This is a genomic window from Cedecea neteri (assembly GCF_000758305.1).
Lineage (GTDB): Bacteria > Pseudomonadota > Gammaproteobacteria > Enterobacterales > Enterobacteriaceae > Cedecea > Cedecea neteri_C.
Window position 1 is genome coordinate 2,415,331 of record NZ_CP009458.1, and the last position, 19,258, is coordinate 2,434,588.

Sequence of the window (19,258 nt, forward strand, 5' to 3'; positions counted from 1 at the left end):
TCCGGCAGGCTGTGGAGAGAATTAAGGCTGGTAAGTCCCAACGCCAATTTCATTCTCTTTGCGGGTACGAGCAATAACGGAAGCCGGGGTTTCAGCAATACGCAGGCCCATTTCGCTTTCTGTGCGTACCAGCTTCGCGCGCAGGGAGTTAGTCAGGACTTCGGTGATTTCAACATCCACGAATTTCCCGACCATATCCGGTGTCCCTTCGAAGTTAACCACGCGGTTATTCTCGGTACGGCCGGACAGCTGCATAATGCTTTTACGTGAAGTACCTTCCACCAGAATGCGCTGCACCGTGCCCAGCATTTTGCGGCTCCACTCCATTACCTGCTGGTTAATACGATCCTGCAGGATATAAAGGCGCTGTTTTTTCTCTTCTTCCGGTACGTCATCAACCATGTCGGCCGCCGGGGTGCCCGGACGAGCGGAGAAAATAAAACTAAAGCTGGTGTCAAAGTTGACGTCAGCAATCAGCTTCATGGTCTGCTCGAAGTCCTGGCTGGTTTCGCCCGGGAAGCCCACGATAAAGTCTGAGCTGATCTGGATATCCGGGCGTGCAGCGCGCAGCTTGCGAATCGTCGATTTATACTCCAGCGCGGTATGCGTGCGGCCCATCATATTCAGCACGCGGTCAGCACCGCTTTGAATCGGCAGGTGCAGGAAGCTCACCAGCTCGGGCGTGTCGCGGTACACTTCGATAATGTCATCGGTAAATTCGATCGGGTGGCTGGTGGTGAAGCGAATACGGTCGATACCGTCAATTGCGGCAACCAGGCGCAGGAGTTCAGCAAACGAGCAGATGCCGCCGTCGTAAGCCGCGCCACGGTATGCGTTAACGTTTTGACCCAGCAGGTTAACTTCACGCACGCCCTGTTCCGCCAGTTGAGCGATTTCAAACAGAATATCGTCGCAAGGGCGGCTCACTTCTTCGCCACGGGTATAAGGCACCACGCAATAGGTACAATATTTGTTGCAGCCTTCCATGATGGAAACGTAGGCGGTCGGGCCTTCGGCTTTCGGCTCAGGCAGGCGGTCAAATTTTTCGATTTCCGGGAAGCTGACGTCCACCACCGGGCTGCGGGTACCGCGAACCTGGTTGATCATTTCCGGCAGGCGGTGCAGGGTTTGCGGCCCAAAGACGATGTCTACATAGTGTGCCCGCTGGCGAATTTTCTTCCCTTCCTGAGAGGCAACGCAGCCGCCGACGCCAATGATCACGTCCGGACGTTTGGCTTTGATATGCTTCCAGCGCCCCAGCAGGTGAAACACCTTTTCCTGTGCTTTTTCGCGAATAGAACAAGTGTTCAGCAGCAGAACGTCCGCTTCATTCGCGTTATCGGTCAGCGTAAAGCCGTGGGTGCTGTCCAGCAGGTCGGCCATCTTCGATGAATCGTATTCGTTCATCTGGCAGCCCCAGGTTTTTATATGGAGTTTTTTTGTCATCGACTTGCCATTGCTCAAGGTGAAGTCAGGAATTAAGCCGGATAGTGTAATGCTTTGCTATGGATGTGACCAGCCTGGGAAAAGCCAGTAGAATTAGCAAAGATGAATTAAGGAAAGAGATTTATGGCAAATCAACCAATTGAAGTAGCCGTTGTTGGCGGCGGCATGGTCGGTGCGGCCGCTGCGCTGGGGCTGGCGCAGCACGGTTTTCGTGTGGCGGTGATTGAACATCATGCTCCTGAGGCTTTTGTTCCAGGTCGCCAGCCGGATGTCCGTATTTCGGCCATCAGCAGTGCATCGGTTGGCCTGCTCAAGTCTCTTGGCGTCTGGGGCAGCGTTTTAGCGGTGCGGGCGCACCCTTATCGCCGCCTGGAAACCTGGGAATGGGAAAGCGCGCACGTCGGTTTTGATGCCGAAGAACTGGGCTTACCTGAGCTCGGTTTCATGGTGGAAAATAACGTGCTGCAGCGCGTGCTTTGGGAAGCGCTTGAGGCACATCAGAATATCACTTTACGTTGCCCGGCGAGGCTACGGCAAATCCATCGCCAGGCAGCAGGTTGGGCGCTTGAGTTTGAAGACGGCGGCTCACTCAATGCTGAAATGGTGATTGGCGCGGATGGCGCGAATTCCCAGATCAGAAAATGGGCGGGGATTGGCGTGCATGCCTGGCAGTACCGTCAAGCCTGCATGCTAATTACCGTTAAATGCGAGTTTGAGCCGGGAGACAGCACCTGGCAGCATTTCACACCGACAGGGCCACATGCTTTCCTGCCGCTGTTCGATAACTGGGCCTCTCTGGTTTGGTATGACACGCCGACACGTATTCGGCAGTTGCAGGGAATGAACATGCCCCAGCTGCAAAAAGCGATTTCGGCCGCTTTTCCTCAGCGACTCGGGGCGGTTACGCCGGTTGCCAGCGGGGCATTTCCGCTGACTCGTCGACACGCTTTGCAGTATGTCCAGCCGGGGCTGGCACTGATAGGTGACGCGGCGCATACGATTCATCCTTTGGCCGGGCAGGGTGTTAACCTGGGGTATCGCGACGTAGATACTTTGCTTGATGTCCTGATCGGTGCCCGTAGCCACGCAGAAGCCTGGGCGAGTGAGGCTATTTTAAAACGTTATCAGAGGCGCCGTCAGGCGGATAATTTCCTGATGCAAAGCGGAATGGATCTGTTCTATGCGGGGTTCAGTAATAACCTGGGGCCGCTGCGCGTGGTGCGAAATATTGGACTTATGGCGGCGGAAAGAGCCGGTGGCCTGAAGCGTAAAGCGCTGAAATACGCCCTGGGATTATAGTTAAGACGCGCAGGGCGATTTACCGCTCTGCTTATGCTGACTAAATGTCAGATAGCAAAAAGCCCGCTTGCGCGGGCTTTTCATTGTGTGGCTGGGGTGCAGGGATTCGAACCCCGGAATGCTGGTATCAGAAACCAGAGCCTTACCGCTTGGCGACACCCCAATTGCGTTAAACGAACCGCTTAACGACTTTAAAATTGGCTGGGGTACGAGGATTCGAACCTCGGAATGCTGGTATCAGAAACCAGAGCCTTACCGCTTGGCGATACCCCAACAATTTTTTTGGATTTATCGAAATTAATCAATAATTCCTTTGTATGGTGGCTACGACGGGATTCGAACCTGTGACCCCATCATTATGAGTGATGTGCTCTAACCAGCTGAGCTACGTAGCCAGACCTTATCATATTTTTCGATGGCTGGGGTACCTGGATTCGAACCAGGGAATGCCGGTATCAAAAACCGGTGCCTTACCGCTTGGCGATACCCCAATAACCGTCGCGGTAAACCGCATGTATCGAAAAAATAATGGCTGGGGTACCTGGATTCGAACCAGGGAATGCCGGTATCAAAAACCGGTGCCTTACCGCTTGGCGATACCCCATCCGTGCAACGCGAAAGATAAATGGTGCGGGAGGCGAGACTTGAACTCGCACACCTTGCGGCGCCAGAACCTAAATCTGGTGCGTCTACCAATTTCGCCACTCCCGCATAAAAAAGATGGTGGCTACGACGGGATTCGAACCTGTGACCCCATCATTATGAGTGATGTGCTCTAACCAGCTGAGCTACGTAGCCATCTTTTTACGCGCTACCTTATCGGCGTTGCGGGGCGCATTATGCTGAGTTGACTCTACAGCGTCAACTAGTTTTTTCCCGAAAACCCGCTCAGAATGCTCGTTTGAATGACTTGCGAACAGCTTGCTTGAAATATCGACAATAACGCACGTTTTTGTTTTTAATTCCGCTTAAAAACAGGGATAAAGCCGCGACAGGAATACAGAAACGACAACGGGCCATAAGGCCCGTTGTTTTAAGCTAAATTAGCGATTAATAGGCGGCCTGGTGCACACCCACCGCGCGCCCTGATGGATCGTTCATGGTTTTGAACGACTCATCCCATTCGATCGCTTTTGCGGAAGAACAGGCCACTGACGGGCCGCCAGGTACGCATTCCGCCGCGCTTTGCAGCGGGAACAGCTCTTCAAAGATTTCGCGGTACAAATAGGCTTCTTTCGAGCCTGGCGTGTTGTACGGGAAACGGTAGGCAGCGGTGGCCAACTGCTGGTCGCTAATCTGCTCAGCGGCCACTTCTTTCAGCGTATCAATCCAGCTGTAGCCTACGCCGTCAGAGAACTGCTCTTTCTGGCGCCACGCCACGCTTGCCGGCAGGTACGATTCGAAGCACTCACGCAGAACATGCTTTTCCATTTTGCCGTTGCCGCACATTTTGTCCTGCGGGTTGATGCGCATTGCCACGTCGAGGAATTTTTTATCCAGGAACGGGACGCGGGCTTCAACGCCCCAGGCGGACATTGCCTTGTTGGCGCGGGCACAGTCAAACATGTGCAGGGCCTGTAATTTGCGCACGGTTTCTTCATGCAGCTCTTTGGCGTTTGGCGCTTTGTGGAAGTACAGGTAACCACCGAACACCTCATCAGAGCCTTCCCCGGACAACACCATTTTGATGCCCATCGCTTTGATTTTACGCGACATCAGGTACATCGGTGTTGAAGCGCGGATCGTTGTCACATCGTAAGTTTCGATGTGATAGATAACATCGCGGATCGCATCCAGGCCTTCCTGGACGGTGAAGTGGATCTCATGGTGAACCGTGCCCAGATGGTTAGCGACTTCCTGTGCGGCTTTCAGGTCAGGAGAACCTTCCAGACCCACTGCGAAGGAGTGAAGCTGCGGCCACCAGGCTTCGCTACGCTCTTCATCTTCTACGCGGCGCGCGGCAAATTTTTTGGTGATCGCGGAAATCACGGAAGAGTCCAGCCCGCCGGACAGCAGAACGCCATAAGGAACGTCGGACATCAGGTGGCTCTTCACGGAATCTTCCAGCGCCTGACGCAGCGCATTTTTGTCCGTGACGTTGTCTTTTACTTCTTCGTAGCTGAACCAGTCGCGCTGATAGTAGCTGCGGATTTCGCCGTCTTTGCTCCACAGGTAGCTGCCCGCCGGGAACTCTTTGATGGTGCGACAAACAGGCACAAGGGCTTTCATTTCTGAAGCGACATACAGGTTACCGTGTTCATCATGGCCCATATAAAGCGGGATGATGCCGATGTGGTCACGGCCAATCAGGTAAGCGTCTTTCTCGCTGTCGTAAAGCGCGAAGGCAAACATCCCCTGCAGATCATCAAGGAAGTCAGGGCCTTTTTCCTGATACAGCGCCAGGATAACTTCACAGTCTGAACCGGTCTGGAAGGTATAGCGGTCGCCGTATTCGGCGCGCAGAGCCTGGTGGTTGTAGATTTCGCCGTTAACCGCCAGGGCGTGAGTTTTTTCGGTGTTGTACAGCGGCTGAGCACCCGCGTTGACGTCAACAATTGACAGACGTTCGTGAACAAGAATCGCTTTATCGCTGGCATATACCCCTGACCAGTCCGGGCCGCGGTGGCGCATCAGGCGTGATAATTCCAGCGCTTTTTTGCGCAATTCAACTGCATCAGTTTTGATATCCAGAACGCCAAAGATAGAACACATATAACTTCTCCGTACACTTGCCTGAGCGATTTGAGTTGTGGTGCTGCGTTGCCGATTTTTTTGCTTTTGCTGCGGCTTTGCGGCGTTGCTTAGTAATGAAAATGCTCAATCGTTGAAGGGAATGCAAGGCTTTTAGCTTTCAGCTAATAAATAGTGCAGTGAGGATTGCTGATTTATGAAAAATGATGATGTTTTCGGCGTGAAAATTAACGGATCGTCAATTTTTAACAATTTGTACTGAAGTTTGATTCGCCTGGGCGGCGATTTTTTATCGATATAAAAATGCCGGCTCTGGGCCGGCATTCTGAATTAGAAAATATCGATTTCAGCCACAGAGGGGTAAATCCAACTTGGCCGGAACGGCATATCATCGACGTTGTTCAGGCTGGAGACACCAGACAGAACCAGGATAGTTTCAAGACCCGCCTGGAAGCCCGCGAGAATATCCGTCCGCAGGTTATCGCCGACGATAACGGTTTGCTCGGAATGCGCCTGCATTTTATTGAGCGCCGCGCGGATGATCCACGGGCTTGGTTTGCCGACATAAAACGGTTCACGACCGGAGATTTTCTCAATACCCGCACAAAGCGCGCCGCAGGCCGGGCTAAAGCCGTGGCCGTGGCTGTCAGGATTGGTCGCAATGAAACGTGCACCGTTTGCCACGAAGTAGGCCGCTTTATGCATCATCTCCCAGTTAAAGGAGCGAGTTTCACCGACGATAACAAAGTCAGGATTGATGTCGGTAATGGTAAATCCAGCTTTGTAGAGTTCGTGAATCAGCGCCCCTTCACCGACGACGTAGGCTTTCTTACCTTCCTGACGACGGAGGAAATCGGCCGTAGCCATGGCGGAGGTGTAAAACACGCTCTCCGGCACGTCGATACCCGCGGAGGCAAAGCGGTTGGCAAGATCCTGGCTGGTCTGGGAAGGGTAGTTGGTCAGCAGCACCAGCGGCATTTCTTTTTCAAGAATACGTGCCAGAAATTCATTAGCGCCCGGCACGGCGACGTTGTCGTGCATCAGCACGCCGTCGATATCACAAATTACGTTCTGGATGGTGGTCATTAACAACTCTGGCTCACGGAATGAAGTCGGTAACTATAGCGTAAAATGCTGCCTGGGCAGCATTAACTTTCCAGCAAATGCTGAAGCAAGACGCCGTTTAGCATCGAGCGCTTAACCAGCGCAAAGGCTCCGATGGCCGAGCGGTCGTCCAGCTTTGAGCAGACGATAGGCAAATTTTTACGGAAGGCATTCAATACCTGAGTATTAATGCAGCCTTCAATGGCCGGCAGCAGCACTTTTTCAGCTTCGATTATCTCACCGGCAAGCACGACTTTTTGCGGGTTAAACAGGTTAATGGCGATGGAAATGGCTTTCCCCAGGTGGCGGCCAACGTGTTCCAGCACTTCACAGGCCAACGCATCGCCTTTATTGGCCGCTTTGCAGATAGCTTGAATACTACAATCTTCCAACGTCAAACGGCTGTTATAGCCTTGTTCCAGCAAATGGCGGACGCGTTTTTCAATGGCGGCGTTCGCGGCGATGGTTTCCAGGCAGCCAAAGTTACCGCAGTGGCAGCGCTCGCCTAATGGGTCTACCTGAATGTGGCCAATCTCACCGACGTTCCCATTACGGCCGATAAAAATCCGCCCGTTTGACAGAATGCCCGCCCCGGTGCCGCGGTGAACGCGCACCAAAATAGAGTCTTCGCAGTCGTGAGTTGCACCGAAGTAGTGCTCGGCCAGCGCGAGACTGCGAATATCATGGCCGACAAAACAGGTCACTTTGAAACGTTTTTCCAGGCTGTCGACCAGCGCCCAGTTGTTGACGGCGATGTGCGGCATGTAGCGGATCACGCCGCTTTCTGGGTCAACCAGCCCTGGCAGGATGACGGAAATAGCGATAAGTTCGCGGGTTTTACGCTGCCAGGTTTCGATAAAGTGACTGATGGCGTTGAGCAACGCATGCTCGAGCGTTTCCTGGGTGCGTTCAGGCAGCGGGTAGTGCTCTTCGGCGATGGATTTCGCGCTCAGGTCGAACAGGGTGATAGTGGCGTCATGGCGCCCAAGGCGCACGCCAATAGCGTGAAAGTTACGTGTTTCGGTAGTAATGGAGATAGCGCGGCGGCCGCCGGTGGAGGCCTGCTGATCGACTTCTTTTATCAGGCCGCGCTCAATAAGCTGGCGAGTAATTTTTGTGACGCTGGCGGGCGCAAGCTGGCTTTGTTCGGCAATCTGGATGCGCGAGATGGGACCGTGCTGATCAATCAGGCGGTAGACCGCCGCGCTATTCAGCTGTTTTACCAGGTCAACGTTACCAATTTGGGCTTGTCCGCCAGTCGTCATGCTATTTACTCAGTTACGACCTCGTTACCATTAACGATGGTCTTGATAATTTTATAGTCGCGGGTAAACACGGTCAGGTTAGCCACTTTACCGGCTTCGATTGCGCCCAGATGTTTATCCACGCCCATGGCGCGAGCAGGGTAGAGGGTTGCCATACGCAGGACTTCATCCAGCGCGATGGCCGCGTGTTCCACCAAATTGCGAACACCTTGAATCATGGTCAGTGCAGACCCGCTCAGCGTGCCGTTCTCATCAACGCACAGACCGTCACGGTAGTATATTGTTTTGCCAGCAAAAATGAACTGATCGATGTTGGCACCTGCCGGTGCGGTTGCGTCAGTCACCAGGCACAGTTTATCGCCCTTCACGCGTTTTGCGGTGCGAATGTTCGCATAATCCACATGTAAACCATCAGCAATGATGCCACAGTAGACGTCAGCTTCATCAAAAATTGCGCCAGCAAGGCCAGGTTCACGGCCGGTAATATAAGGCATCGCGTTGAAAAGGTGGGTTGCGAAGGTGATCCCGGCGCGGAAGCCAATTTTGGCTTCTTTAATTGTTGCATTGGAATGACCGGCAGAAACGATGATGCCCGCAGCGACCAGCTTCTGAATGACTTCTGGCTCAACCATTTCAGGTGCGAGGGTGATTTTGGTGATCACATCGGCATTCTGGCAGAGGAAATCAACCAGCTTCGCATCCGGCTTGCGCACGAAGCCCGGGTTGTGCGTCCCTTTTTTCACGATGTTAAGCCACGGCCCTTCAAGGTGTAAACCCAGCGCCTGATGGCTGTATTTCGCCAGATAGTCGCGCATGACGTTCACGCCCTGCATCATCAGCTCGTCGCTGGTGGTGATAAGCGTAGGCAGGTAGCTGGTGCAGCCTGAGCGTTCGTTCGCTTTCTGCATGATTTCCAGCGTTTCAACAGAAACGGCTTCTGCGGTGTCGTTAAACTGCACGCCGCCGCAGCCGTTCAGCTGTACGTCAATAAAACCGGGGGCAATGACGGCACCGCCCACATCGCGCGTTTCGATACCTGCTGGCAGTGCTTCTACAGGGCAAACTCGCTCAATCAGGCCATCGGCAATGACTACCGCGTGGTCATCCAGAATTTCGTGGCCGGTATAAATCCGACCGTGGATTAATGCATACATATCCTACCCCCGGGAATAACGTCGTGCTTTAAGACTGTAAGATCGCTAATAAAGAGGAAAAGCCGAAACACCTTCCTCTTTATGACTGACTGTAGAAAACCAATACATTGATTTTCCTGGACAACTGACGCTTTTACGACGCGTCAGTTGTCTATTGTGCCTTAAAGGCCTTTAATGTTTTCTGCTTCCAGTTCGTTGAAATATTTCAACGTTTTGACTTTCAGCTCCATGGTGGACGGCTCATCACACACGATCACCGCCTTTGGATGCAGCTGCAGGCAGGTGATAGTCCACATGTGGTTAACGTTGCCTTCCACGGCCGCCTGCAGCGCCAGAGCTTTGACACCGCCCAGCACCAGGATCATCACTTCTTCTGCATCCAGCAGGGTACCTACGCCAACGGTCAGCGCGTATTTAGGTACCTGAGTCACGTCGCCGCCGAAGAAACGAGAGTTTGCCACGCGGGTGTCATGGGTCAGGGTTTTAATACGGGTGCGGGAAGCCAGGGAAGACGCTGGTTCGTTGAACGCGATGTGGCCGTCGTTGCCCACACCGCCCATGAACAGGTGAATTTTGCCATAGGAGCGAATTTTCTCTTCGTAGCGGCGACATTCTGCATCAACATCTTCTGCGTTGCCGTTCAGCAGATTGATGTTTTCCGCTGGGATATCAACGTGATCAAAGAAGTTGCGGTGCATGAAAGTATAATAGCTTTCCGGGTGTTCTTTCGGCAGACCGACGTATTCATCCATGTTGAACGTGACGACGTTCTTAAAGCTAACCTGGCCTGCTTTATGCATCTCAACCAGAGCTTTGTAAGCTTCCAGCGGCGTGCCGCCGGTTGGCAGACCCAGAACAAAAGGACGGTCCGCGGTTGGTTTGAATGCATTGATGCGATTTACAATATGGCGAGCTGCCCATTTGCCGACTTGTGCCGGGGTAGCCAGGGGAATCAGTCTCATCATTCACCTCGTAGTTTAAGAGTAAAAATAGGGTTAGCTGAATCGATCTCGATAAGCATAAGGGTAAACCACTTTTATACTGAACCGACAGGGATCAATCCGCCTTGATTTTTTGAATCATAAAATAAGTTTTCGGAGATAGCCAGTGAAGGGGGAGGGTTGAAGCGATATTTGGTGATAAATATCACAAAAAAGGTGCGTTTAATTTGCGGTACGAATTAATTTTTTTCACACTTCACCGTGTGATGTGAATCGTCGCCGTGTATTCAATGTAAGTAAGACAATAAAAACACTGCTTGAGCGAGCCTTAACGGGGTCTCATAGGGGGAATAAAGTGAGTATTCTAGGTTATCTACAGCGCGTGGGCCGGGCACTTATGGTGCCGGTGGCTACACTGCCAGCAGCAGCAATATTAATGGGGGTTGGTTACTGGATTGACCCAGTTAGCTGGGGTGGAGACAACGCGTTAGCCGCGCTCTTCATTAAATCCGGTTCCGCCATTATCGATAACATGTCCGTGTTGTTCGCCATCGGCGTCGCTTACGGCATGTCCAAAGACAAAGACGGTGCAGCTGCACTGACCGGCTTTGTTGGCTTCCTGGTTCTGACCACCCTCTGCTCACCGGCAGCGGTTGCCATGATCCAGAAAATTCCGGCGGATCAGGTTCCGGCGGCGTTTGGTAAAATCAGTAACCAGTTCGTCGGTATTCTGGTCGGTATTATTTCTGCAGAACTCTATAACCGCTTCAGCGGCGTTGAGCTGCCGAAAGCGCTCTCCTTCTTCAGCGGTCGTCGTCTGGTGCCAATCCTGACCTCCTTCGTGATGATTGCCGTTGCTTTCATCATGATGTACGTCTGGCCGATGATCTTCGACGGTCTGGTGAACTTCGGTGAACACATTCAGAAACTGGGTTCTGCAGGCGCCGGTATCTATGCCTTCTTCAACCGTTTGCTGATCCCGGTTGGTCTGCACCACGCCCTGAACTCCGTGTTCTGGTTTGACGTTGCGGGTATTAACGACATTCCTAACTTCCTGGGTGGCGCTCAGTCCATCGAAGCAGGTAAAGCGGTTGTCGGTATCACCGGTCGTTACCAGGCGGGCTTCTTCCCGATCATGATGTTCGGTCTGCCAGGTGCAGCGCTGGCCATCTATCACTGTGCACGTCCTGAAAACAAAGCAAAAGTTGCCGGTATCATGATGGCCGCTGCTTTCGCTGCGTTCTTCACCGGGATCACCGAACCGCTGGAGTTCTCCTTCATGTTCGTTGCGCCGGTACTGTACGTGATTCACGCAGTGCTGACCGGTATCTCGGTATTTATCGCGGCAAGCATGCACTGGATTGCGGGCTTCGGCTTCTCTGCGGGCCTGGTGGATATGGTGCTTTCTTCCCGTAACCCGCTGGCAACCCACTGGTGGATGCTGATCCCTCAGGGTCTGGTGTTCTTCGTTCTCTACTACGTGGTGTTCCGTTTCACTATCACCAAATTCAACCTGCTGACGCCGGGCCGTGAACTGGCTGTAGCCGGTGACGAGGCTGACGGTCAGGACGTGAACGTGAGCGGTGAAGCGAATCAGGACGTTTCTGGTCTGGCTCGTCAGTACATCTCTGCGGTAGGCGGCTCTGCAAACCTGACCGGCATTGATGCCTGTATCACTCGTCTGCGTCTGAGTGTGAAAGACTCTTCCGTTGTTAACGAAGCGCTGGCTAAGCGTCTGGGTGCGACGGGCGTTATTCGCCTGAACAAAACCAGCGTGCAAATCATCGTTGGCTTTGCTGCAGAAAAAATTGCTAATGCAATGAAAACCGCAGGCACTGTCGAAGCCGCCGCACCTGTTGCGGGTGCAGCACCGGCTCCTGCGGCTAAACCACAGGCTGTTCCAAACGCGGCCAGCACAACTATTGCCGCTCTGGTTTCTCCGGTAACCGGCGATGTTGTTGAGCTGGACCAGGTGCCTGACGAAGCTTTCGCCAGCAAAGCTGTAGGTGATGGCGTAGCGGTTAAGCCGACGGAGAAAACTGTCGTTTCTCCTGCCGCCGGGACTATCGTGAAAATCTTCAACACCAACCACGCGTTCTGCCTTGAGACAGAAAAAGGCGCAGAGATTGTGGTTCACATGGGCATCGATACCGTTGCTCTGGGTGGTAAAGGCTTCACGCGTCTGGTGGAAGAAGGAGCCGAAGTGGTTGCCGGCCAGCCGATTCTGGAAATGGATCTCGATTTCCTGAACGCCAACGCTCGCTCCATGATTAGCCCGGTAGTTTGCAGCAACATCGACGACTTCAGCGGTCTGGTTATCCAGGCGAAAGGTCAGGTGGTTGCAGGTCAAACACCACTGTATGAGATTAAAGGCAAGTAATCGCTCCTGAGTAAGCATTTGTGCCTTAAGCGGCTGGCGTATATCGTCAGCCGCTTTTTTATTACCTGCCGCTAGCCAGCATGGATAACCCTAATTTATGCAACTAAAGGTTGTTTCCCGAGGCCGCTTATTAGATCATACGCCGTTAACTAAGGTACACGCTTTGAGGAACCCGCGATGAGTGAGGCTGAAGCCCGCCCAACTAACTTTATTCGTCAGATTATTGATGAAGACCTGGCGAACGGTAAGCACACCAGTATTTGCACCCGTTTTCCGCCTGAGCCAAATGGCTATCTGCACATTGGCCACGCCAAGTCTATTTGCCTGAACTTTGGCATTGCCCAAGATTACCAGGGGCAATGCAACCTGCGCTTCGACGACACAAACCCGGTAAAAGAAGACATCGAATACGTAGAGTCCATCAAGCATGACGTTGAATGGCTGGGCTTCCACTGGTCTGGCAATGTGCGTTATTCGTCTGACTATTTTGACCAGCTGTTTAATTATGCCGTTGAGCTGATTAATAAAGGGCTGGCGTATGTTGATGAGCTGAGCCCGGAACAAATTCGTGAATACCGTGGCTCGCTGACTGCGCCCGGTAAAAACAGCCCGTTCCGCGATCGTAGCGTTGAGGAAAACCTCGCGCTGTTCGAGAAAATGCGCAACGGTGAGTTCGCCGAAGGTACCGCCTGCCTGCGTGCCAAAATCGATATGGCCTCGCCGTTCATCGTTATGCGCGACCCGGTGCTGTATCGCATTAAATTTGCCGATCACCACCAGACCGGCAACAAGTGGTGCATCTACCCGATGTACGACTTCACCCACTGTATTTCCGATGCGCTGGAAGGCATTACGCACTCGCTGTGTACCCTGGAGTTCCAGGACAACCGCCGCCTGTATGATTGGGTGCTGGATAACATCACCATTCCTGCACACCCGCGTCAGTACGAGTTTTCTCGCCTGAATCTCGAATACGCCATCATGTCCAAGCGTAAGCTGAACTTGCTGGTGACCGAGAAGATTGTGGAAGGCTGGGACGACCCGCGTATGCCGACCATCTCCGGTTTGCGTCGCCGCGGCTATACCGCAGCCTCCATTCGCGAGTTCTGTAAGCGCATTGGCGTAACCAAGCAGGACAACACCGTTGAAATGGCTTCTCTGGAATCCTGTATCCGTGACGATCTCAACGAGAATGCACCGCGTGCCATGGCCGTACTGGATCCGGTAAAAGTTATTATCACTAACTACCCTGAAGGTGATGAAGAGACGGTCACCATGCCGAATCACCCAAATAAACCTGAAATGGGTAGCCGTGAAGTGCCGTTCAGTCGTGAGATCTATATTGATCGCGCTGACTTCCGTGAAGAGGCAAACAAGCAATACAAGCGTCTGGTGATGGGTAAAGAAGTTCGCTTGCGTAATGCCTATGTGATCAAAGCCGAGCGTGTAGAAAAAGACGCCGAAGGTAATATCACCGAACTGTATTGCACCTATGATCCGGAAACCCTGAGCAAGGATCCGGCTGACGGCCGCAAGGTTAAGGGTGTGATTCACTGGGTCAGCGCAGCACACGCGCTGCCGGTGGAGATTCGCCTGTACGATCGCTTGTTTAGCGTCGCGAATCCAGGGGCTGCGGAAGACTTCCTGTCTACCATTAACGCGGATTCCCTGGTTATTCGTCAGGGCTTCGTTGAGCCTAGCCTGCAGAACGCGGAAAAAAGTAAGGCATATCAGTTCGAGCGTGAAGGTTACTTCTGCCTCGACAGCCGCTATGCGACCGCAGAAAAACTGGTGTTTAACCGCACCGTTGGCCTGCGTGATACCTGGGCTAAAATCGGTGAGTAATTGCCACTAACAGCCTGATGAAAGCGCCGCGCAATGCGGCGTTTTTTCTTTTTGCTTACCTTTTGTTAACCTTTCATGCACATTCGCGGTGCGAATTAATTCTCATTTTCATTTTTGGGAAAATCTCCTTACACAATGTCATCTCTTCCCCGTAATCTCCTGATGCTTATAATGAAAGCGCTCTCAAAGAGATTTTATTCTTAAAATCAATCGTAATCAGGGTTAATCATCTGCTGCGCAATTTTGTTACAAATGCACATAGATTATGTGCTCTCTGTCATACTCCAGGAAATCTCTGATACAAAGTCATTGATAATTCGCGTCGCGAAAAATAGTCTATGAGCAGCAGTAATGCGGGTGTGTTAAGCAAAAACCGCTTTTAGCCGTCAGGCAATTTTACTTTTTTCGTCAATGGCGCTTTTCACGTCAGACGATGATTTTTACGTCAAAGAGGAATTTAACTATGCGTACGTTTAGTGGCAAACGTAGTGCGCTTGCTCTTGCTATTGCAAGCGTTACCGCTCTTTCTGGCTTTGTAGTGGCTCCGCAGGTTAGTGCTGCGGGTTTTGTTGATGACTCCACGCTGACCGGCGGCATCTATTACTGGCAGCGTGAGCGTGACCGTAAAGATGTGTCCGACGGTAAGTACAAAACTAACCTGTCGCACTCAACCTGGAACGCCAACCTCGACTTCCAGTCCGGCTATGCGGCCGATATGTTTGGTTTCGATATTGCCGCCTTCACCGCCATTGAAATGGCCGAAGACAGCGCCAGTGGCCACCCGAACGAAATCGCATTCTCCTCTAAAAATAAAACCTACGACGAAGACTACTCCGGTGATAAAGGCGGCATTAGCCTTTATAAAGCGGCTGCTAAATTCAAATACGGCCCGGTATGGGCACGTGCAGGTTACATTCAGCCAACCGGCCAAACGCTGCTAGCACCACACTGGAGCTTCATGCCTGGTACTTATCAGGGTGCTGAAGCAGGGGCCGCATTTGACTACGGTGATGCCGGTGCGCTGAGCTTCTCCTATATGTGGACCAACGAGTACAAGGCGCCGTGGCACCTTGAAACCGACAAGTTCTACCAGAACGACAAAAAAACCAAAGTTGATTACCTGCACTCCATCGGCGCGAAGTATGACTTCAAAAACGACCTGATTCTCGAAGCCGCATTTGGCCAGGCGCAGGGCTTTGTTGATCAGTACTTCGCTAAAGCCAGCTACAAATTTGACGTTGCAGGTAGCCCGCTGAGCACCAGCTACCAGTTCTACGGCACCCGTGATAAAGCCGCGAACAACACTATCAACGATATCTACGATGGCACCGCATGGCTCCAGGCGTTGACCTTTGGTTATAAAATTGGCCAGGTTGACCTGCGTCTCGAAGGGACCATGGTGAAGGCAGAAGGGCAGCAGGGTTACTTCCTGCAGCGTATGACGCCAACCTACGCTTCTTCCAACGGTCGTCTGGATGTGTGGTGGGATAACCGCTCTGACTTCAACGCCAACGGTGAAAAAGCCGTGTTCTTCGGCGCAATGTATGACCTGAGCAACTGGAATCTGCCGGGTTGGGCAGTCGGTGCTTCTTACGTTTATGCATGGGATGCAAAACCATCCACCTGGGCGCTTGATGCTTCCGGTAACCGCCAGGATCTCGCTTCCAACAAGATCAAAGAGTCTTCTTACAGCCTCGATGCAATGTATACCGTGCAGGAAGGCCGAGCGAAAGGCACGCTGTTCAAACTGCACTTCACACAGTACGACAACCACTCCGACATCCCAAGCTGGGGCGGTGGTTACGGCAACATGTTCCAGGATGAGCGTGACGTGAAGTTCATCGTGATTGCTCCGTTCACCATCTTCTGATGTGAAACCGGGCGCGTAAGCGCCCGTTTTTTATAAGGAACCGAACATGAAAAAGATTCTACTGGTCACTGCGGCTGTTTTCACGCTGTCTGCCTGCGTTCAGCCTCCGGCACCTCCGGAAGATTCACGCCTGAAGCAGGCCTATAGCGCCTGTATCAACACGGCGGAGGGCAATCCGGATAAAATTGAAGCCTGCCAGAGCGTGCTGAACGTACTGCGTCAGGAAAAACAGCATAAAGCGTTTGTTGAAAAAGAGGCTGTGAACGTGTTGGATTATCAGAAATGCATCCAGGCAAGAAAGAGCGGCAATGATGAAGCCGCGAAGGTGCGCTGCGATAAGATTTGGCAGGAGATTCGCGCCAATAACAGCTGATAACCTTTTTCAGTCAATAAAAAAACCGGCAAGGGAAACCTGCCGGTTTTTTGCTTTTAAACGCCACCGAAGCAGCGTTTGTTAATGCGGATTACTTATTTCGGATCGTGGGCCGTGTCGTCTTCACGGCAGTCGCCTTCGGCACAGTGTCCGTACAGATACAAACTGTGGTTAGTCAGGCGAATACCGTGGCGCGCGGCAATTTCACGCTGGCGAGATTCGATAGAATCGTCGCTGAACTCGATGACTTTTCCGCAGTCGAGGCAGATCAGGTGATCGTGGTGATGCTGCTGGGTCAGCTCGAAAACGGACTTGCCGCCTTCAAAGTTGTGGCGGGTCACGATCCCGGCATCATCAAACTGGTTCAGTACGCGGTAGACCGTCGCCAGGCCAATTTCTTCGCCCATGTCGATCAGACGTTTATATAAGTCTTCCGCGCTGACGTGATGATTTACCGGCTCTTGCAGCACTTCGAGGATTTTTAATCGCGGAAGCGTGACTTTCAAGCCGGCCTTCTTTAATGCGGTATTGTTGTCAGTCATGCGGAAATTGTCCTGTTGCTTAACGATTCGCTCAAACTGCAGTGAGCGTTAAGAGTAATGCGTCTCATTATAGAACTGCTACTTCTAAATGGGAACCGCAAGTATGGTGCAAAATAAGGCTGAAAAATCGTGGCGGCGTCGCCATTTACAGTAATTATCAGCCAAGCTATCAGGAAGACATTGTACAGGGATGTACGAGAAAGTTACAAACTTGTAGCAATTATTTTCATTGCTACAAGCTATCAAAATGGCGCAAATGCTCTATTTGCGCCAGAGAAATCAGGCGTTAATGATATCAGCCAGATTCAGTTCTTCAGAAACTTGCTTAACCCACTTCTCAACGCGTTCTGCGGTCAGTTCTGGCTGACGGTCTTCGTCAATGGCCAGGCCGACAAAGTTGTCGTCATCAGCCAGGCCTTTGGAGGCTTCAAAGTGGTAACCGGCGGTTGGCCAGTGGCCCACAATCGCCGCGCCGCGCGGTTCGATAATGTCGCGGATGGTGCCCAGTGCATCACAGAAGTATTCTGCGTAATCTTCCTGGTCGCCGCAGCCGAACAGCGCCACCAGTTTGCCGTTGAAATCGACTTCTTCAAGAGTAGGGAAGAAATCATCCCAGTCGCACTGGGCTTCACCGTAGTACCAGGTCGGGATGCCGAGCAACAGAATGTCGAAACCTTCGAGATCTTCTTTGCTGCTTTTAGCAATGTCATGCACCTCAGCAACGTCTTTACCGAGCTGTTTTTGAATCATTTTCGCGATATTTTCGGTGTTACCAGTGTCGCTGCCGAAAAAAATGCCTACGATTGCCATGAGTAAAATAACCTCTTGAAACTTAATAGTATGCTGGCCGTCAAATGCCCACGTATAGGGCAATCATAGCAGAACAGCTCCGGCAGCGGAAACAGCTATCACACCCGGGTGCACAGTCTGCAACATGGTTTAGCTCACCCTTTTGAGATTTCAGATAACCCGCAGGGCGGCTGAAGGCGTTACCCGAGATTTTTAAGCTGCTCGAGCAGCATCTCTTCGATCAGTTCGCTGCGGCTGATGTTGCGGGCGTCAGCCAGCTGGTTGAGGGCATCGACCGCATCATTGTTCAGTTTTAGCTCAACCCGCTTCAAACCACGCACTTTATCGCGCTTCAGCTGATTGCGCTTATTGATACGCAATTGCTCATCACGCGAGAGCGGATTGGTTTTCGGCCGCCCGGGGCGACGCTCGTCCGCGAACAGATCTAATGTAGTACGGTCCGTTTGTTCTTTTGCCATGATTAGAATACTGACAGGAAATTCTGGCTGCAGGGGCAGGGTGCCGGTGCAATTAAGCGCGCCATCATACATCAGCGCGCCATTCCCGCCAACGCGTTAGCGACTTCTGCTGCCCGGTCGGTCTGTTTTTAATCAGTTTTTCTACTCAGCGTCGATAAATCGGTGAATTGCCCGCAAAACGGCGTCCGGTTTTTCCGCATGAACCCAATGACCTGCTCCAGCGATGACGTGAGCGCGGGCCTGTGGGAACTGACTTAACAGCGCCTCGCGGTGGCTTTCATCAACATACGGAGAATTCCCGCCGCGGATAAACAACGCTGGATGTGGCCAGGCCGGGACAGGCTGCCAGCCAACGATATTTTCATATTGCTGCCAAAGCACGGGCACGTTGAACTTCCACTCGCCGTCAGCAAAGGATTTCAGCAGAAACTGAATAACGCCTTCCTCAGCTACGTGGTCGCGCATGATTTGCGCCGCCTGCTGGCGAGTTTTTACGCCCGCTTCGCTGACCGCGCGAATAGCCGCGAAAATTTCGTCATGACGGCGAACCTGATAGTTAACCGGCGCAATATCGATCATCACTAGCTTATCAATACGCTGAGGTGCGATTGCGGTAAGGGCCATCACCACTTTGCCGCCCATGGAATGACCAATAAACGTGGCTTTTTCGATGCCGTATTCGTCCAGGGTATCCAAAACGTCCCCGGCCATTGCGGCATAGCTCATGTCATCGCTGCGCGGTGACAGTCCATGATTGCGCAGATCGATCTGCAGCAACGTGTGATCTTTACCCAGATCCCGAGCCAGAACGCCGAGATTATCCAGGCTGCCGAATAGGCCGTGGATCAGTACAATAGGGGAATTGCTATTCGATTGTTGCGCAGTTTGCAGGCGAGCATTTAATTTCATGGCAAAGTTCTTTATTTTGGTTCGTTTGGTTAGGGTATCATGTTGGCATTCCCGCGGGCGTGCGGCAAATATTCAGTTTACTCTGACTTTGAGCTGCCTCTCCTGTTCGCTGTTGGGATTTGACCCTATAATCCCAACGACTTGTATTCAGAAAAGATATCGCACTGGATT

At 52.3% G+C, this 19,258-nt stretch carries 15 protein-coding genes and 7 tRNA genes; 5 read left to right on the forward strand and 17 right to left on the reverse strand.

The genetic code is table 11. The features are described from left to right. Positions 1-21 precede the first annotated feature (21 nt). Entirely contained in the window at positions 22-1,446 is a 1,425-nt protein-coding gene (gene miaB, locus LH23_RS11300) for a tRNA (N6-isopentenyl adenosine(37)-C2)-methylthiotransferase MiaB (protein WP_039291175.1), read from the reverse strand. Between the two features lie 123 nt (positions 1,447-1,569). Between miaB and ubiF the strand changes: the two genes are divergently transcribed. Then, complete coding sequence (gene ubiF / locus LH23_RS11305) at positions 1,570-2,745, forward strand: 3-demethoxyubiquinol 3-hydroxylase (protein ID WP_039291178.1); 1,176 nt, start codon at positions 1,570-1,572, stop codon at positions 2,743-2,745. Between the two features lie 88 nt (positions 2,746-2,833). Here ubiF and LH23_RS11310 read toward each other — a convergent pair. From LH23_RS11310 to nagB, 12 genes are all read right to left on the reverse strand, one after another. Then, positions 2,834-2,908: transfer RNA gene (locus LH23_RS11310), tRNA-Gln, on the reverse strand. 35 nt (positions 2,909-2,943) lie between these two features. Then, positions 2,944-3,018: transfer RNA gene (locus LH23_RS11315), tRNA-Gln, on the reverse strand. A 45-nt stretch (positions 3,019-3,063) separates the two neighbouring features. After that, positions 3,064-3,140: transfer RNA gene (locus LH23_RS11320), tRNA-Met, on the reverse strand. Positions 3,141-3,161: 21 nt separating this feature from the next. Further along, positions 3,162-3,236: transfer RNA gene (locus tag LH23_RS11325), tRNA-Gln, on the reverse strand. A 38-nt stretch (positions 3,237-3,274) separates the two neighbouring features. Continuing rightward, positions 3,275-3,349, reverse strand: a tRNA-Gln gene (locus tag LH23_RS11330). Between the two features lie 22 nt (positions 3,350-3,371). Then, positions 3,372-3,456 (reverse strand) — tRNA-Leu (locus tag LH23_RS11335). Between the two features lie 10 nt (positions 3,457-3,466). Further along, positions 3,467-3,543: transfer RNA gene (locus LH23_RS11340), tRNA-Met, on the reverse strand. A 252-nt stretch (positions 3,544-3,795) separates the two neighbouring features. Beyond that, the gene (gene asnB, locus LH23_RS11345) at positions 3,796-5,457 is read right to left on the reverse strand and encodes an asparagine synthase B (RefSeq protein ID WP_039291180.1); all 1,662 of its coding nucleotides are present in this window, start codon (positions 5,455-5,457) and stop codon (positions 3,796-3,798) included. Between the two features lie 309 nt (positions 5,458-5,766). After that, entirely contained in the window at positions 5,767-6,522 is a 756-nt protein-coding gene (locus LH23_RS11350; RefSeq protein WP_008456091.1) for an HAD-IIA family hydrolase, read from the reverse strand. A gap of 62 nt (positions 6,523-6,584) precedes the next feature. Beyond that, the gene (gene nagC, locus LH23_RS11355; protein WP_039291182.1) at positions 6,585-7,805 is read right to left on the reverse strand and encodes a DNA-binding transcriptional regulator NagC; all 1,221 of its coding nucleotides are present in this window, start codon (positions 7,803-7,805) and stop codon (positions 6,585-6,587) included. Between the two features lie 5 nt (positions 7,806-7,810). Further along, on the reverse strand, positions 7,811-8,959 hold the full coding sequence (gene nagA, locus LH23_RS11360) for an N-acetylglucosamine-6-phosphate deacetylase (protein WP_039291184.1): 1,149 nt from the start codon (positions 8,957-8,959) through the stop codon (positions 7,811-7,813). Between the two features lie 161 nt (positions 8,960-9,120). Continuing rightward, a complete protein-coding gene (gene nagB / locus LH23_RS11365) occupies positions 9,121-9,921 on the reverse strand; it encodes a glucosamine-6-phosphate deaminase (RefSeq protein WP_008456097.1) in 801 nt (266 codons plus the stop codon). Between the two features lie 334 nt (positions 9,922-10,255). On the opposite strand from nagB, the gene nagE reads away from it, so the two are divergent. The 4 genes from nagE (at position 10,256) to chiQ (ending at position 16,368) form a co-directional block, all read left to right on the forward strand. Next, positions 10,256-12,280: an N-acetylglucosamine-specific PTS transporter subunit IIBC gene (gene nagE, locus LH23_RS11370; protein ID WP_039291187.1), complete on the forward strand. Its 2,025-nt coding sequence runs from the start codon at positions 10,256-10,258 to the stop codon at positions 12,278-12,280. 177 nt (positions 12,281-12,457) lie between these two features. After that, complete coding sequence (gene glnS, locus LH23_RS11375) at positions 12,458-14,125, forward strand: glutamine--tRNA ligase (RefSeq protein WP_039291189.1); 1,668 nt, start codon at positions 12,458-12,460, stop codon at positions 14,123-14,125. Positions 14,126-14,588: 463 nt separating this feature from the next. Further along, positions 14,589-15,995 carry a chitoporin ChiP gene (gene chiP, locus LH23_RS11380; protein WP_039291192.1) on the forward strand — a complete coding sequence of 469 codons (1,407 nt, stop codon included), beginning with the start codon at positions 14,589-14,591 and terminating at the stop codon, positions 15,993-15,995. A gap of 46 nt (positions 15,996-16,041) precedes the next feature. Continuing rightward, on the forward strand, positions 16,042-16,368 hold the full coding sequence (gene chiQ / locus LH23_RS11385) for a ChiQ/YbfN family lipoprotein (RefSeq protein ID WP_039291194.1): 327 nt from the start codon (positions 16,042-16,044) through the stop codon (positions 16,366-16,368). A 95-nt stretch (positions 16,369-16,463) separates the two neighbouring features. Here the strand turns inward: chiQ and fur are convergent, their stop codons facing one another. The 4 genes from fur to ybfF form a co-directional block, all read right to left on the reverse strand. After that, on the reverse strand, positions 16,464-16,910 hold the full coding sequence (gene fur / locus LH23_RS11390) for a ferric iron uptake transcriptional regulator (RefSeq protein ID WP_039291196.1): 447 nt from the start codon (positions 16,908-16,910) through the stop codon (positions 16,464-16,466). 279 nt (positions 16,911-17,189) lie between these two features. Then, a complete protein-coding gene (gene fldA, locus LH23_RS11395; RefSeq protein WP_039291198.1) occupies positions 17,190-17,720 on the reverse strand; it encodes a flavodoxin FldA in 531 nt (176 codons plus the stop codon). Between the two features lie 179 nt (positions 17,721-17,899). Further along, positions 17,900-18,178, reverse strand: a complete 279-nt coding sequence (ybfE, locus tag LH23_RS11400) for a LexA regulated protein (protein WP_039296598.1) — start codon at positions 18,176-18,178, stop codon at positions 17,900-17,902. Positions 18,179-18,319: 141 nt separating this feature from the next. Then, positions 18,320-19,087, reverse strand: coding sequence for an esterase (gene ybfF / locus LH23_RS11405; RefSeq protein ID WP_039291200.1), 768 nt, complete (start codon positions 19,085-19,087; stop codon positions 18,320-18,322). Positions 19,088-19,258: the final 171 nt, after the last annotated feature.

Coding starts and splice junctions, on each gene's coding strand:
- chiP (WP_039291192.1), top strand. CDS start 14,589: ATGCGTACGTTTAGTGGCAAACGTAGTGCGCTTGCTCTTGCTATTGCA.
- asnB (WP_039291180.1), bottom strand. CDS start 5,457: ATGTGTTCTATCTTTGGCGTTCTGGATATCAAAACTGATGCAGTTGAA.
- glnS (WP_039291189.1), top strand. CDS start 12,458: ATGAGTGAGGCTGAAGCCCGCCCAACTAACTTTATTCGTCAGATTATT.
- nagA (WP_039291184.1), bottom strand. CDS start 8,959: ATGTATGCATTAATCCACGGTCGGATTTATACCGGCCACGAAATTCTG.
- miaB (WP_039291175.1), bottom strand. CDS start 1,446: ATGACAAAAAAACTCCATATAAAAACCTGGGGCTGCCAGATGAACGAA.
- ubiF (WP_039291178.1), top strand. CDS start 1,570: ATGGCAAATCAACCAATTGAAGTAGCCGTTGTTGGCGGCGGCATGGTC.
- fur (WP_039291196.1), bottom strand. CDS start 16,910: ATGACTGACAACAATACCGCATTAAAGAAGGCCGGCTTGAAAGTCACG.
- chiQ (WP_039291194.1), top strand. CDS start 16,042: ATGAAAAAGATTCTACTGGTCACTGCGGCTGTTTTCACGCTGTCTGCC.
- LH23_RS11350 (WP_008456091.1), bottom strand. CDS start 6,522: ATGACCACCATCCAGAACGTAATTTGTGATATCGACGGCGTGCTGATG.
- fldA (WP_039291198.1), bottom strand. CDS start 17,720: ATGGCAATCGTAGGCATTTTTTTCGGCAGCGACACTGGTAACACCGAA.
- ybfF (WP_039291200.1), bottom strand. CDS start 19,087: ATGAAATTAAATGCTCGCCTGCAAACTGCGCAACAATCGAATAGCAAT.
- ybfE (WP_039296598.1), bottom strand. CDS start 18,178: ATGGCAAAAGAACAAACGGACCGTACTACATTAGATCTGTTCGCGGAC.
- nagB (WP_008456097.1), bottom strand. CDS start 9,921: ATGAGACTGATTCCCCTGGCTACCCCGGCACAAGTCGGCAAATGGGCA.
- nagC (WP_039291182.1), bottom strand. CDS start 7,805: ATGACGACTGGCGGACAAGCCCAAATTGGTAACGTTGACCTGGTAAAA.